Raw genomic sequence first — 14,678 nt, forward strand, 5'->3', positions numbered from 1 at the left:
GCCCTACATTATTGTCAAAGACTCTAGACTGCCTGCAACTGCAGCACAGGCCGCAACTGCTTTTTTAGTTTCGTCCTCAAAGTTGTCTTGAAGACTCTTGAGAACAGTCGTCTCCACGATTTCTGGATGTCTCCCTATGAACGTGAGATAGAGATAGTCATAATTGCCAACACCGAGAGGAAATAGTCGATCCTTCACTTCCGGCATTTTCAGAGCCAATTGACAGGCATTGATAAATAGCTCTGTCGTAATCCTAAACTTCGTTGGAGAACAGCTTGAATTGCCGAGGAGTCCCTTTGCCAGATCTGACTCGCCTAAGTCCGAACGATATTTTTTGAGGTAAAAACAGTCAGCTGCCACTTGGCCATTTCCGCAAGAGATATCTTTTTTTGTATTACCCTTATCGTCAACCATTGGAATGTCGCCACTGCTGATAGCAAATTTCTGTTTGATGATGTTTGACAAAGTAGTTGAGTCCGAAAAGCTGCAGGAGTTTAAACTGTCTCGAAATGAGATTGGATTATCCGGTGTCTCAAGCAAAGTTTTGGCTTTAAAGCTATTGGGTGCGCAGGCGACTCCATAGCCTGTTAGGGCGCTGAGAACGAGAATCGCGAATAACTGCATTTTGTATCTTAAAATGACTAACATCTTAAGGTCTCTCCTGTCTCTATTTGAGCAAGGCTCATGTCTTAAAGTCGATCCAACCAATTTTATTCAACCTTACTATAGAAAGAGCAAGGCTCGAGCCAACCCAAAGTACTTATAGATAGACTTTTGATTTAAGATCTAGTCAGCTGTGCAAGAATATTGCACTTCAGGTGACTACAAAAAAAACGGTCGTAAAATGGCTGTTTGGCGAAGTGCAGGTCTTTACAGTCAATTCAATGGTATCGCCGAAACCTTGAGTTTTACCTAGAGAGCCCAAGTAGGCTAAAAAATCATGACTTACAGGCTGTCCAGGACACTGGGATCCAATCCCCAGGCGACAACAATTTCCTGCTCATCGTCTCGTGAAGTGGATTTTTTAAATTTAGCTCCAGAGCGACCCTTCACTTGTGATTCGCACTCTGGCCAAGTCTTATGTCTCTTCAGGCTGCCATTAACATAGCTGAGGTAGGAGTAAGCCGGTGACTTTTCTGTTTTTGGTTTCATGGGCGGTAGCGAAAGGTCATCAGGAAGATCATAGATCGCAGTCGGGTAAGCCAGCAGTGTGCCCTTAAATAAATCTGGATTCTTCTTTTTTGAAAAACTCACAGCAATTTCATCGCATCGTTCGTTCCCCGGATTTCCTTGATGCCCTCGAAGGTATTTCCATTCCACTTTTCCTCTTGCAAGCCGGGCTTTGACCTCTTGATCGAGATGTTCCCATAGGTCCTTATTGGCAACGTCGGCGCCCTCGGCCGTGATCCAATTCTTTTTTTTCCAACCCCAGATCCACTGAGTGATTCCTCGGATAACATAAGTGGAATCCGTAAGTACCCAGAGATCACCCGTCAAGTTCTTAATCTTTTGGAGTCCTCGCAGAACCCCAACCATCTCCATGCGATTGTTTGTGGTAGAGGGGTTGTGTTCACCCAGTTCTTCGACTTGTCCATCTGGGGTCACAATGATTGTGCCAAATCCTCCAGGGCCAGGATTTCCGGAACAGGCCCCATCGGAGAACAGAAGTATGGTATTTGAGAAATCTAGATTTCCACTCATTGACTTAAGCCTCCTCTGTCGATTGGATCTTTAGTATGTAGCATCAGTATGTAGCATCCTGTCAGCGTGAACGCAGAATTTGGCAAAAAAACTCTGGACAGCAGAAGAGGAGCCTAACTATCATCTTAAATGGGGCCGGCTCAGCATATCCAGGGAGACAAGGGATGTCTATTGCAATTCGGATTCGTGGATTGATCTGTGTGGATTTTTGCCCAAGAGTCTAAAGAATAAAGATGAGAGAGATGCTAGAAAAGAAGGAATCTAACATGAAGGCTTTGTTACTTGCAGTTTTATTTTTTTTGCCGATGACCGTTTCTGTTGCTCAGAGTATCGATGTGAAGGATATCGATAGTGCCGGTGCAGAAGACACAACAATTGAGATCCGCAAGGCTAAGGCGGGCGAGAAGAAAAGCAACGCAGAGTGGGAGTTGGCCGAAGGTACCTCTGACGTTCAGGGTGAAGGAGCTACCATGAATCGCGAGGCAAAGAAGAATTGGAAGAAAGCCTGTGATGATTGGAAAGTGGAATTCAGAAATGACAACAAAGAAAATAAGATCATTTCTGTCAGTTGTGGAACACCGACTTGCACAACTGAGTCAGGAACTGTGACCTGCAGCTCAACCGCGACATATAAAGTGAAATCTAGGCTCAATTGAACCTGTATCAGGTGATTTTGCTCTATTGAGGTCTTACAGAGATGGCCTGCGCGGCCCATGTTTCGGTTCCGAGGTTCGTGAAGCTCGCATTGTAGGAACCCGCCGCACCGACAATGCGATCTTGCGAACAGTTAGTGTGAAGAGATGAACGTTGGGTGTGACCAGCACCACCAGTTCCTGTTCCCTCGTAAATAATTGCTGAAAATATCATTTGGTTCGCGGAGGTAGTCGTCATGTTGGCGGTAGTTGCATTCGCCGAAGTTCCAGTGGCTTCGACAACTTGGTCAATCGGACTGGATGTGGCTGCTCCAGAATATTCATGGCAGGAAATATCCTTAGAGGCATTGAATGTTGAACTGAAGGTGGCGGTTACGTTAAGGCCTGCTCCACCAATTGTATTGGCTGCATACCAGATCTCTTGCCTGTAGCCTGCAATCGTGCCGGTGCCGGTCAGGGGTCCCACGGCCTTGGCATATGTATTTCCAAGCGTGTCGGTTATGCTTGAGATGCTTTCTGTCGCGCTATTGTAACTTAGCCAGCAGATCAAAAGGTTGTGGGGGTTAGTAGATGAGGTAAAAACTCCAGTTGAAACTGTATCCGTATTCGCCGTGACCCACTGTTCTTGAAGTTGCCTAAAAGCGAATTCTGAGGGACCCATTTGAAACCAGTTCGTTCCATCGCAAAATCGGTATTTACCTGCTGAAAAATGCGTGGTACCAGCGGTGGTTCCTGAACAAGAGCCCTGTGAAGAGCCTTTCATGCTGATCCAATTGGTACCGTTGCAAAAGCGAAGATCACCTGATGAGTAATTGATCGTACCTGCTGTCGTGCCGACGCAGCTAGCTCCCGTAGTGTGGCTGGCATCAACCCAGGTTCCGCTGCTGCAATACTTGATTTTACTGTCTCCTGAAATCCACTGCAATTGGCCGCCGACTCCTGCGGGTGAGGAACAAGTTGACGAGGGTGCTCCTGAGGGTCGTACCTCAAAGGCAACATAAGTTAATTCGGCAAGCCCAACTCCTGAAGGGTTAAAGTTTATTGATACGGCTGTTCCAGCGAGCGCAGTGTCTGTCGCTTTGTAAACAGAAATTGGCGAAATTTGCCCGGAAAAATTTGCCGCGTCTTCGATATCAGATGAGGTAGGAAGGCCGAGGGCATTCCAATCGGTCGCAACGCCAAAGGCTCTTGAATTGTCGACTGTCGACGTGTAGAGGCTGGACGTCATATCAGCAGTTGTATCGCCTCCAGAAAAAGAAGTCCCAATTGGTTGCGCAAGGTCGTGGCCTGTGACGATATAGACCTTAAAAGAAAGGCGACCGGTTCCTTCATTTTGAGAAGTGCGCCGAACGCTCACCGTCATGCTGGTACTGGTCGAAGCGTTGGCGTACCAGGCACTCGAATGCCCACTTTGAGTGGTTCCTGTACCGGGATCTGCTTCGCCAATTTTGCTCCAGCTGAGGTTTTGCGTGTCGGTCACTAATACAGAGGCGTCGGCTAGAGCAAGGGAGTCTGCACTGACCATAACGAGCAAAAGTGAATTGGCTGGAGGAGTAAAGCTTTCCGACGTCAGGTCAACAAAGCTCGCCTGAACGGCCGACACACGAGGTACTGTGCTGTCGTCCACGCTGATGGCAGCATAGCCAACTTGTGTCAAACAAAACAAGAGCATGGTGAGCATCGCTTTTGGTACTGTAAAAATGCACTTCTGTGCTCTGATCATTGATAAATTCCCAATTTCTTTTCAAGGTCTTGAAGCCGTTTTTCTAGATTCTCAAGTTTGCTTTTTAGGTGAGAGTTTTCATTTTTGAGACTGGCCAGTTCGAGAGTTTGCTGTGTCGTGAGTGTTTCATTGGTTTTGCACATCTCATAAAGTTCCTTTGCCGACTCAATGAGGGGCGCAATCAAGTACAGATATTTAACGCCTTTATAACCTGTTACGGGATCTGTTCGAACTGCATCGGGAAATATTTTTTCCACTTCTTGAGCGAGAACCCCGGCGTCACCTTCGCCTGTATTTTTCCATCGGTATTGCAGTCCCTGAAGTTTCAAAATTGCACTCAGACCCTTAATTTGTTGAATATCTGTTTTTAATCTCACATCTGAAGTTGAAATAAAACTCGTGGCCTTTACATTTCCATTTACTTCTAGAACCTCACTGGGCGTCGATGTCCCAATTCCCACGTACCCATTATTGCGGTCGATGGAGAGATGAACGCTCGTATCGCCACCTGTATAGTGGCCGAGCACTTGGAGGGCATTGTAAAGTCCATCGCTCGTGCTGTGGTAGCGTATTTTCATTCCATCGTATTCGCCTACCGAGTCGGTTTCTCCCAATATTATCTGTGAGCTTCCCTGGATTGTGGAGTTGAGGAGGCGAAACTCAGCCGGATTGGTTAGACCTGTACCGCCTGGGTGAGAAATGTGAAGATTACTGTAGGGGGATGAAGAGCCAATCCCCACGTTGCCGTTTTTCAAGATCATGAGGGCGTTGGATCTTGATGCGCCAGACCCTGTGCCGTTGCCGACTACCAATAATGGATCTGTACCCACCCATGACGATGAATTTTCAGTTCCTGTTGGCAAATTATAGCTGCCGAGACTTATCTGCTGATAGGATGCGGCGGTAGAGTACATCCCAATTGTTCGAGAGTAATCTCCTGATGCTGTGCCATAATAGCCGACGGCGAACGAATTCGTACCGGTGGCGCTATTCCCTGCCCCCATAGCTACCGAATAACCATTGGTAGCTGTGTTGTTGCTTCCAACAGCGAAAGACCTATTTGTCCCAGCCGTATTTCCTTCGCCAATCGCCGCAGAATAAGAACCCGTCACAGTGTTCGAACTTCCTGCTGAAAAATTTGTTACACTGAATACTGCATCGCCCGTGCTTGAAAGTGACAGCCTAGTTATATTGTTGGTCTTAAAGTCAACTCCGTAAGCGTCGTTCGCTCCGATTGTAATAGCTCCGGCCTGCCCTCCGTTCACGACAAATCCGCTTGTTGACGCTGGAGTGTAGCGAACCCAACCGCCCAAGCCGCTGTTGGCTGTCGTGTCCCACTTCACGGATTCACCGTTGGCAAGGCCTGCGAAGTTCGCGGCATCGATTGATTTTCCACCAATTTTTCCGTCGGAATAATTTTTATTGACGGCATAGTCGCCGCCGGCAGGCACGTCTAGCACTCTCACGCCCTGTCCAGCTCCACTCAGGTTCAGAACGCCGCTTGATACAGGGAGATCTACGCTCTTCGCAAAGACAGTGGAGGTGCCCGCAGCCAAAGCCAGGAGTTCGGTATAGGTCGCATTTTGAAAAAGTGAGTTTGCGTTTGCCTGGCTGAGCGCAGATGTTGTCGTATTGATCTGCAAAAAATCACTCTTGCCTTTGCCCTCGAGTTTTGAGGCATAAAGGGCGTAGGGGACGCTCTGAACGATTTGATCTTGCAATGCGACGGGGCCGCCGCCTTCGTCAAAAGTAACTCTGATCCGGCGACTATCGCCAGTTGAAGGAGAATAGGAGCAGGACCCAGCTCCAGTGAATGTGCCCGTATTTGAGAAAACTTCTCTTACAAAATAGGAGGGACCAATCGGAGTTCCAGTGCCAAGAGTGAGAGAAAAGGAGCCGCCTGAACCCACCATGCTAATCGTATGGGTTTCTTCAAAAAGAAGACAGGCGCCATCGGGACTGTACACTTCGATATCAAACAGAACACTCACCGCTTCTAGCGGACTGTTGTCAGGCTTCATGATACGCCCTTGATACACCAGCCCCGAGGGAGCTTCGCTCGCAAGTGAGGTTGAGAAGATCAATGTGCCAGCGAAATTAAGCGCGACGAGATAGGAGAAAAGACGATAATTTGAGCGGCCAATCAACAAACGGTCCATTTTATATTCCCTTCTAGGAACCATTGGCTTTGGTTCAATTCTCTGAAAAACTATTTCTCTATGATAAGATATCGACGTCTTACGGATGAAATTAAAAATTCTAAAGATCTTTTTTAAGACGCCCTCTTCTCAAATCGAATCGCCGATCGCACTCCATGTAATCGAAACTGAGATTTCTTTAGCTATCTGGTTGCGAGACTGTTGAAAATAATTATACGAAGCGAAGTTTCGCTAACCAATAAAGTTTTCGTTTTAAAATAATCCATTATGATAATTTTGATTTATGTGTCCAATCCATTCCATTCCGCGCCGAGCTTGTGATGGAGATTTGGCGAAGGACCAAAACAGCTGTTGCACCAATTTTATTCCAGGAGAGGTTTTGTGTGTCCGAAACAATCATAGAAGCGTCAGCGTTTGTAAGGGTTGATTGAAGTCCCGCTCGAACTCAGCTATGGCGTTCAAAATCACGTCCCATTGTGGGCGGGGTTTTTCACCGTAAAACATAGTCGCCATAGATTCATAGTCTCTCTCAAGTTCTTCGACCACCCGCCCCGGGGGAGAGAGTTTTAATGTACCTTTGCGTGCCGTTTTGTAGTTCGCCCAAGCTGATGCAAAATAAACATTTTTGTGTTTAGCCACTCGCTCTAAAAGAGTGAGGTCACGAAGTGCCTTTTCACAAATCGGTGAATTAAGAAGTTGATAGAAGTCATAAAGATGACGAGAAATGCGGGGAGGTAACGGCTTGGCATCTGGTAGATTGGCGTATTGGTGTAGAAGAGTCGCCTTTTCCCAAAAAGTCCTCTCGGCATTTAGGACGCGGATTTTATATTCTGATTCAGTTACTTTATCGGACAAGGCCTGTTTCACGAAACTTTGGATCGAGTGTTCACTGACGGGCCAATGCTCAGACCTGGCGCCCATTTCAATTTTTACAGCCTGGTGAATGTATTGGCCCCTGGGTGTGATATTCGGATATTCGAATATAAGTGCTTGCGGATCTTTTTCGTCTGGGCTGAGCTGCCAGCCCTCTGCGGTGCCCAACCCCTGAGTGATACTTTTCTTTAAAGCCGTCGCCATTTCATTTTGAACGTAATCAGAGCAAGCCTTCGATAGACTCTCAAGAGCCGCTCGTTGTTTCTTGCCTGATCCTGCCCTCTCAGGATCTTTATCTGGTGAACTAAACCCCAAGAAATCCTTTTCAATTGATACATCGATGTCTTCGGAAAAGCGTTCGATCAATCTATAAACTTTTGACAAAGATGTTCCACCCTTGAAGGTCAGGTGATCTTTCAATTCTTTGAGTGAAAACAGTCTTTCAAGGGTCCAGACAACCCAAAAATCTTTTTCAATGATGGGAAACACGATACCAAGTTTTTGAACGGCTTCGTCGAAAAAGGCTTTGCGATCATCCGCCGATAATTGCTGAATTTTATTCATAGCTCATTCTCCATGAGCTGAAACAACATCACGCGAATCCACTCCGGTGCATACTTGAGATTCCGCTCAAATTCCACTCGCTTTGAACTCTTGAGAAGTTTTTTAATTTTTCCAAGCATGTACTCATCAACATTTTTTTGTTGCATGAATTTGAGTGCCTGGATGGCCAAGGCCTCGCGTGATCCCGCAGCAAACATATTTTTGAGTGATGTATGCTTCAGGGTGACTTGGAGCTTGCCGAGCTTGAACTTTTTCGACGGTCCATCGGTCAAGAAGACGGCTTGCCCAGGAACTTGTTCTGATAAACCAATCGCATTGGCCGCGTAGGCTCCTGTCGGTTGAACTTTGAAACCATTTTTTTCAGATAATGCCTTCACCACGGCATCAACATCGGGCGAAAGAACACCCAGCAGGCGATGTTGCTTGGGGTAATCGTACACGCCCCGAAACACGCGACGAATGAGGCTTTGTTTCTCTAAGTTGAAAAGAACGAAGCGGATAGCCTCTGGGCTTCCTAGTCCAGAAAAATGCTTGGGAGTAAATGCCCAACCCCTTCCATGGCCATATATCTTACTTTTTATAGAGTTTTCAACTGTTTGCTTCATTTTTTAGTCTCCATTTACTAACAAAAAGTACCATATTTTTGTTAGTAAATCAACCACGTCCCAATCTGAGGCACTAACAAAAATAGTAGTGTTTTCGTTAGTACAATTTCGGTAATTACAAGTAATTGCAATGGTCTATGGATACTCCCCCCATCCGCTGATTAAGCTGAGGGTTGAACAGATCAAAGTCTTGAGGCGTGCAGCCATATGTGGCAGTTTTGCGCCGTGAAGATCGACGTAGTTGGTGGTGACGTAGACTTGCGTGAATCCAGGCTTTCGCAATTGAGGAGCGGCATCTTGTCTGCGCGCATTTTCACCCAAATGCGAATCTAAGAAGTTCGGAATATCTTTAGGAATAGCGTCACTGAAGGCCAATAGGTCGCCTATGGAAGAAAAGGCCTTTACCGCAAGCCCACGCGCCTCAGCCCTCAGTCTCCATGTCTCACGAATCAAATCATCATTGTCCACTAAAACAAAATCCGTACCGGCCAGATCCACTTCAGCAGTCTGAGCAGGAATCCGAAGAACGACATGATAAGATATCAGCGCTTAACGGATGAAATTAAAAATTCTAAAGATCTTTTCTAAGACGCCCTCTTCTCAAATCGAATCGCCGATCGCACTCCATGTAATCGAAACTGAGATTTCTTTAGCTATCTGGTTGCGAGACTGTTGAAAATAATTATACGAAGCGAAGTTTCGCTAACCAATAAAGTTTTCGTCTTAAAATAATCCATTATGATAATTTTGATTTTTGTGTTCTATCCTTGATCTGTAAAACAGGGGGTGTGATTTTGAGTGGGATCAAATTGAAATTGGGCCTCGTACTTTTTGGAATGCTTTCTGTCCTGAAGTCAGAGGCAAGAGATCTGCCCTTTTTTCATCTCCTCAACAGCGGTGGGGAATTTCATCGAAATAATTCTCAATTGGATTGGACCAATTCCGGTTTATGGAGAAAAACTTCTCAGCACTCAAATGATTTTTTTATTCGTTACTCCTGGGACAAGGAGCTGGGGTCTTTTGCATCCGAAATTGAAATGGACGGATCTCGAATGAGCAATACCAGATATTTGATTGCTTCAAGTCAAATGCTCTATGGTTTGGCTTACGGGGTCAATTGGAATCAACAGAGGAGAGAGACTGAAATGGCACGTAGGCAGGCCAAATTTGTTCTCCAAAAAATGATCGTTGCGAATGACCTAGGACCTTACTTCAAAGTTGCGGTCGATCACAATGGCTATGACCTTAACAAGCAGAGATCGCTCTCAGCCAGCGAACAGGCCGAAGGATTTTTCGGACTGGTGGCTCTTTACTCTAAGACGAGGAATCCCACCATCTTGAGGCAAATTGATGTCTTGTTTGATTCCTTTTACAGGAGATTTCATGACGACCAAAATCTGGGATTTTTTGATGATTTTGACCTGATGACAGGAAGACCTCTCTTGCCTGGAAGGGAAGTCTCGAACAAGAGTTATGGATCAACTGTGACCGTCGCGACATCTTTTTTAATTGATTTGGCTCAGTTGAATACGCCTCGCCAAAGGCATTATATCGCGATCATGGAAGAGCTTTTGGACATTGTCGCAGATCACTTTATTGACACCGAAACGGGATGGATAATTGAGAATTTCACCTCCGATTGGAGGCCTGCCTGGAGGGATTGGCAAGTTCAGAAAGTAAAGAAGACGAAAGACGGCGGAGATAGCAGCTCAAGGGATGTGAGTGTTGGGAGGACAGGTCATAATTATGAAGCGGCCTGGCTCTTGATGAGAGGAGCGACCGACTTAAAGTACATTTCCGCAGAAAAGAAGGCCAAATACTTGGCCGCAGCTCGCGTGATTTTGGTTTCGATGCTGAATTCAAATTCCCTTGATCGCGAACGGGGAGGGGTTTTTGATACTTTTATTCGGGAAACGGATTCTCCAATGTGGCATCAAAATAAAGTGTGGTGGCAGCAAACGAAGGCCATGCTGGCTTTGGCAAAAGCGATCTCTGTGGGCCTTTTCTCAGAAGAGGGCAGCGAGGAGCTCGCCAGTCTTGCGTTGATTCAGCTCGATAAGATTGTGAGGTTCTATTTTGATCATTTTGTGGATGATAAAAATGGGGGAGAGTTCTCAGTTCTTAGTCGAGAAGGTCTTCCCGTCGCCGGTGAGCCTAAGGGTCAAAGGGAAAAGGCGAGTGGCCACAGTGTGGAGCTTTCTCGATTCATGTCTGAATACTCAAAGCTGGTCAAGGCCCAGTATCTGACAATGATTGGGCATTGAGGTGAAGAGTCAGCGCCAAGAGGCTGACATCAAAGAAGATTGCGCAGAGAGCCAAGTCTCGTATCTGTTCGAGCCGACTTGCCCCCCTTGCTCTGTCTTGTTAATTCTAGATCCATATGGAAACAGAAAGAATTCGACCCTCTTTTCAGCAACTCTACATGGATTTGGCCCATAAGCTCGCGGAGCGTTCGACCTGTCGGCGACTTCATGTGGGCACTGTCATCACGAGCACGGACTTTCGAAAAGTTCTAGCCGTTGGCTACAATGGAAACGCTACGGGTCTTGAAAATGGATGTGATCGTGATGAGGCGGGCAATTGTGGCTGCCTGCATTCAGAGGAAAACGCGGTCATTAACTGTGATTCTCCACGCTTCATTGAGAAGGTGGCTTTTGTGACTCATTTGCCCTGCGTGGCTTGTGCGAAACGCTTGATTAACATGGGTGGGCTTAAAAAAATATACTTTGCGAAAGACTACCGTTCTCAGGAATCATTAAAACTCTTTAGTATTGTCGGAATCGAGATTGAGAAGTGGCAGGTTTAGTTTTTTGTCTTATCGGGGGATGATTTGATGAATGGGAAATCGAGAGGAACAAGAGAAAAAACAACCTCTGGGGCTAAAGCAACAACCGGGGATAAAACAACAACCGGGGCAAAAGCAGCTGCCAAGCCAAGGTTTAAAAATGTAACCTGGCCGAAAATTAAGCCCGATGACATCATTGATTTGGTGGCTCCTGGATTCGGGCCGACGCCAAAAGAAATCAGAGGCGCTGTTAAATTTTTGCGTGCCTGGGGACTAAATCCTCGTGTCCCGGTTGATTTATTAGGTCCTGATATTTTGTGTTCGAATTCGGATGAAAAGAGATTTCAACTGCTGCGCAAGGCCCTCTTTGCCAAAGACTCGAAGGCCATCTGGTGCCTTCGCGGAGGGTATGGTGCCAATCGATTGCTTCCCTACTTGCAGCGACTCAAACCGCCAGCCAGCAACAAAGTTCTGATCGGATACAGCGATGTGACGACAGTCCATCTTTTTTTGAATCAGCAGTGGGGGTGGAACACAATACATGGGCCTTTGCTCGATCGATTTGGAGCCGGCGCGGGGCGCAGCAAAGATAAGAAGGAACTAAAGCAGTGCCTATTTGGCGAGAGAGATTTTTTGCAGTTCACTGAGTTGAGACCCCTAAATCAAAAAGCTCAAGCAAGTGGAATTGTCCGTGGCCGCCTCACAGGAGGAAATCTGACCACTTGGACTTCAGCCATTGGAACGGCGTGGGCGGGCAAGCCCCAGGGCAAAATTCTGTTTTTTGAGGACATTGGCGAGCAGGGTCGCAAGGTTGATCGCATGCTTGTTCAGCTCGAGCAGAGTGGGGGGTTCAAGGGATTAAAAGCGCTGATTTTTGGTGAGTTCGTTGGTGGGGCTCAACCAAACGGACGATATGTTTGGCCTGATGTTTTGAGGCGTTTTGCAGATGAGGCGCCTTTTCCCGTCTTCGATCACTTTCCAGCGGGCCATGGTCAATCGCAGAGACCTGTTCCTTTCGGTCCCATGGCCGTTCTCAAGAAGGGCAAGCGTCCTGAATTGACAGTTAAAGTGGGAAGTCAGGGATGAATCGATTTGAATCAATACTTAAAGAAAAGATTGAAGTAGGCACCGAAGGTACCTTGAACTCGATCACTCCTGGGCTTAGGATTCGAGCCTATGAGCGAGGCAAGCTGAAGGGAGAACTAAGACTTGGGAAGGTCTATCGATTTTATGATTTGGCTTCGTTGACGAAAATCCTTTTTACCGTATCCGTCACAATGAGGCTCGTTGAACAGGGCAAGCTCAAGCCTTCGAGGCCGATGACCGACTATCTCCCTTGGTTTCCATCTGAGACCGTCACGGTCAAAGATGTTCTGAGTCATTCTGGAGGCTTGCCATGGTGGGCTCCATTTTACTCAAAATTAAATGGACCAATTGGACCTGTTTATCGTTGGCGGCAGTTGGAAGCCCATTTGCGGAAAGTGAAAACAGACCCCAAGGCTCAGGCCGTTTATTCAGACCTTGATTTCCTGATGTTGGGCATGATGATCGAAAATCAGCTCGGTTTACCTCTTGAAGCCATTTGGGATGACTTCAAAAAAACTTTGAAAATACCTCGTTTGAGTCTTCATTTTAACAAGGGAAATGAGCCAAAATATCTTCGAAAATTCTATGCGCCAACGGAGAAATGTTCCTGGAGAGGAAAAACCCTACAGGGCGAAGTGCACGATGAAAATTGTTGGTCATTGGGGGCGTCGCCCCTCACGCGGGACTATTTGGGACCATTGAGGATGTTTCTCAATGGGGCTTGCTCCTGAGAAAATCGTTTTTAGATACGAAAGGTTCGAAATTGATTTCTCAGAAAACTCTCAGGAGATTCGCCCGTCGAGCGATTCCCAAAAGCAAGGGCGACTGGGCCATGGGATTTATGTTGCCGAGCAAGGGCAAAGCCAGCTGCGGAAAATACTTTTCGTCCCAGAGTTTTGGGCATACCGGTTTTACGGGTACCTCGTTGTGGTTTGATCCGAGGCGCGATCTTTTGGTGGTGATTCTCTCCAATCGCGTTCATCCCACTCGGGAAAATTCTCGTTTTGTTGGTCTGCGTCCACAGCTTCACGATTGGGTTGTCGAATCATTGGAGGAAATCTCATGATACCTAAGGGCTCACATATTCATTTGATGGGAATTGGCGGCACTGCAATGGCCAGTCTCGCAGGGCTTTTGAAGGAGCTCGGCTACAAAATCACGGGAAGTGATTTGAACGTCTATCCCCCCATGTCTACTCAGTTGGCCGAACTGGGTATTCCTGTGATGGAGGGCTACAAGAAGGAAAACTTAAGAGATCGCCCTGATCTCGTGATTGTCGGAAATGTGATTTCTCGAACGAATGAAGAGGCGCAGGCACTTTTAGCAAGCGATATTCCTTATACGAGCCTGCCCAAGGCCCTTGGGGATTATGCGATTGCGGACCGAAATTCAATCGTCGTGGCAGGAACTCACGGGAAAACGACCACGACAGCACTGGTCGCAGTTCTCGCTGAGGCCTGTGGCTTAAAGCCAGGATTTTTGATTGGGGGGATCCCCATTAATTTTTCGAAGTCTTTTCGAGTTCCTTTGTCCAATTGGTTTGTGATTGAAGGAGATGAGTACGATACAGCTTTCTTTGATAAGGTTCCAAAATTTGTTCATTATCGTCCTCGCTATGCCATTCTGACGAGTGTGGAATTTGATCATGCCGATATTTATCAGGACCTGAATGCAGTTAAAAATGCCTTCGCGCTTCTGATTGATAGGATACCTGCCGATGGACTTCTTGTCGTGAATGGCGAGGACCCTCACGCCATGGAATTAGCACAGGCTTGTAGATGCAAAGTCGTTACCTATGGATTGGAGAGTGGCGACTATCATGTCTTGGATCGTCGAGTCGAATTGGGACGAAACCAATTTACTGTGGATCACAAGGGACAGCGTTTTGTCGAACTCGCAATCAAACAATTTGGTCCTCACAATACTCTCAACTCTCTGGCGGCCTTTGCCCTTGCGCGAGAGCTGAAGTGGCCCCTCGACAAGATACTCGGCGGTATGGCAAGTTTTCAAGGGGTGAAGAGGCGACAAGAGTTGATCGGTGAGCCAAATGGCATCACGCTCATCGAGGATTTTGCTCATCATCCAACGGCTGTCAGTCTGACTCTCAGGACAATGCGTGAGCGTTTTCCTCAACGACGGCTCTTCGGAGTTTTTGAACCCCGATCGGCGACAAGTCGGAGAAAAGTTTTTCAGAAAGATTACGTGAAAGCTCTCTTAGGAGCAGATATTGCAATTGTTGCCAAACCCTATGACCAAAGCAAAATTCAAGAAGAAGATAGATTCTCAACGGAAGAACTTGTGGGTGAGCTTAAAGCGGCGGGAGGTGTTGCCTACGAAGGGCAGGGTGTTTCTCATATTATAGAGCTACTAAAGAATGAATGTCGATCCGGTGACGTTGTTCTGCTGATGTCCAATGGGGGCTTTGATGGTATCTATTCAAAACTCATTCAAGCCCTGTCGCCTCAAAATGAGACAACGACATGAGACAACGACACGAGACGACGTCCAACTGACTGGCTTGCCGTTTGC

General features: G+C 46.8%; 14 protein-coding genes. 7 read left to right on the top strand and 7 right to left on the bottom strand.

Going from position 1 to position 14,678, the window contains the following annotated elements; all coding sequences use genetic code 11:
• Positions 1–3: 3 nt before the first annotated feature.
• Together IPL83_01800 and IPL83_01805 are read right to left on the bottom strand one after the other, a co-directional pair.
• Positions 4–648 carry a hypothetical protein gene (locus IPL83_01800; protein ID MBK9037886.1) on the bottom strand — a complete coding sequence of 215 codons (645 nt, stop codon included), beginning with the start codon at positions 646–648 and terminating at the stop codon, positions 4–6.
• A gap of 297 nt (positions 649–945) precedes the next feature.
• The gene (locus IPL83_01805; GenBank protein MBK9037887.1) at positions 946–1,701 is read right to left on the bottom strand and encodes a viroplasmin family protein; all 756 of its coding nucleotides are present in this window, start codon (positions 1,699–1,701) and stop codon (positions 946–948) included.
• 266 nt (positions 1,702–1,967) lie between these two features.
• Here IPL83_01805 and IPL83_01810 point away from each other — a divergent pair, with 266 nt between their 5' ends.
• Complete coding sequence (locus IPL83_01810) at positions 1,968–2,357, top strand: hypothetical protein (GenBank protein MBK9037888.1); 390 nt, start codon at positions 1,968–1,970, stop codon at positions 2,355–2,357.
• Between the two features lie 22 nt (positions 2,358–2,379).
• On the opposite strand, the gene IPL83_01815 is transcribed toward IPL83_01810, so the two are convergent.
• The 5 genes from IPL83_01815 to IPL83_01835 all read right to left on the bottom strand — a co-directional run bounded on the left by IPL83_01815 (position 2,380) and on the right by IPL83_01835 (position 8,776).
• The gene (locus IPL83_01815) at positions 2,380–4,077 is read right to left on the bottom strand and encodes a hypothetical protein (protein MBK9037889.1); all 1,698 of its coding nucleotides are present in this window, start codon (positions 4,075–4,077) and stop codon (positions 2,380–2,382) included.
• Positions 4,074–6,236 (bottom strand): tail fiber domain-containing protein, encoded by a 2,163-nt coding sequence (locus tag IPL83_01820; protein ID MBK9037890.1) that lies wholly within the window; start codon positions 6,234–6,236, stop codon positions 4,074–4,076. The genes IPL83_01815 and IPL83_01820 overlap by 4 nt, the downstream gene beginning before the upstream one ends.
• Before the next feature lie 396 nt (positions 6,237–6,632).
• Positions 6,633–7,673: a nucleotidyl transferase AbiEii/AbiGii toxin family protein gene (locus tag IPL83_01825; protein ID MBK9037891.1), complete on the bottom strand. Its 1,041-nt coding sequence runs from the start codon at positions 7,671–7,673 to the stop codon at positions 6,633–6,635.
• On the bottom strand, positions 7,670–8,278 hold the full coding sequence (locus IPL83_01830) for a hypothetical protein (GenBank protein MBK9037892.1): 609 nt from the start codon (positions 8,276–8,278) through the stop codon (positions 7,670–7,672). The genes IPL83_01825 and IPL83_01830 overlap by 4 nt, the downstream gene beginning before the upstream one ends.
• Positions 8,279–8,413: 135 nt before the next feature.
• On the bottom strand, positions 8,414–8,776 hold the full coding sequence (locus IPL83_01835; GenBank protein MBK9037893.1) for a hypothetical protein: 363 nt from the start codon (positions 8,774–8,776) through the stop codon (positions 8,414–8,416).
• A 296-nt stretch (positions 8,777–9,072) separates the two neighbouring features.
• On the opposite strand from IPL83_01835, the gene IPL83_01840 reads away from it, so the two are divergent.
• The 6 genes from IPL83_01840 (at position 9,073) to mpl (ending at position 14,633) form a co-directional block, all read left to right on the top strand.
• Complete coding sequence (locus IPL83_01840; GenBank protein MBK9037894.1) at positions 9,073–10,542, top strand: AGE family epimerase/isomerase; 1,470 nt, start codon at positions 9,073–9,075, stop codon at positions 10,540–10,542.
• Positions 10,543–10,658: 116 nt separating this feature from the next.
• Positions 10,659–11,084 carry a hypothetical protein gene (locus IPL83_01845; GenBank protein MBK9037895.1) on the top strand — a complete coding sequence of 142 codons (426 nt, stop codon included), beginning with the start codon at positions 10,659–10,661 and terminating at the stop codon, positions 11,082–11,084.
• A gap of 27 nt (positions 11,085–11,111) precedes the next feature.
• Positions 11,112–12,149 carry an LD-carboxypeptidase gene (locus IPL83_01850; GenBank protein MBK9037896.1) on the top strand — a complete coding sequence of 346 codons (1,038 nt, stop codon included), beginning with the start codon at positions 11,112–11,114 and terminating at the stop codon, positions 12,147–12,149.
• Positions 12,146–12,880 carry a serine hydrolase gene (locus IPL83_01855; protein ID MBK9037897.1) on the top strand — a complete coding sequence of 245 codons (735 nt, stop codon included), beginning with the start codon at positions 12,146–12,148 and terminating at the stop codon, positions 12,878–12,880. Before IPL83_01850 ends, IPL83_01855 begins: the two co-directional genes overlap by 4 nt.
• Positions 12,799–13,215: a serine hydrolase gene (locus IPL83_01860; protein ID MBK9037898.1), complete on the top strand. Its 417-nt coding sequence runs from the start codon at positions 12,799–12,801 to the stop codon at positions 13,213–13,215. The genes IPL83_01855 and IPL83_01860 overlap by 82 nt, the downstream gene beginning before the upstream one ends.
• On the top strand, positions 13,212–14,633 hold the full coding sequence (gene mpl / locus IPL83_01865) for a UDP-N-acetylmuramate:L-alanyl-gamma-D-glutamyl-meso-diaminopimelate ligase (GenBank protein MBK9037899.1): 1,422 nt from the start codon (positions 13,212–13,214) through the stop codon (positions 14,631–14,633). The genes IPL83_01860 and mpl overlap by 4 nt, the downstream gene beginning before the upstream one ends.
• The last annotated feature ends 45 nt before the right edge of the window (positions 14,634–14,678 follow it).

It is taken from the genome of Bdellovibrionales bacterium (assembly GCA_016716765.1).
GTDB lineage: Bacteria > Bdellovibrionota > Bdellovibrionia > Bdellovibrionales > UBA1609 > JADJVA01.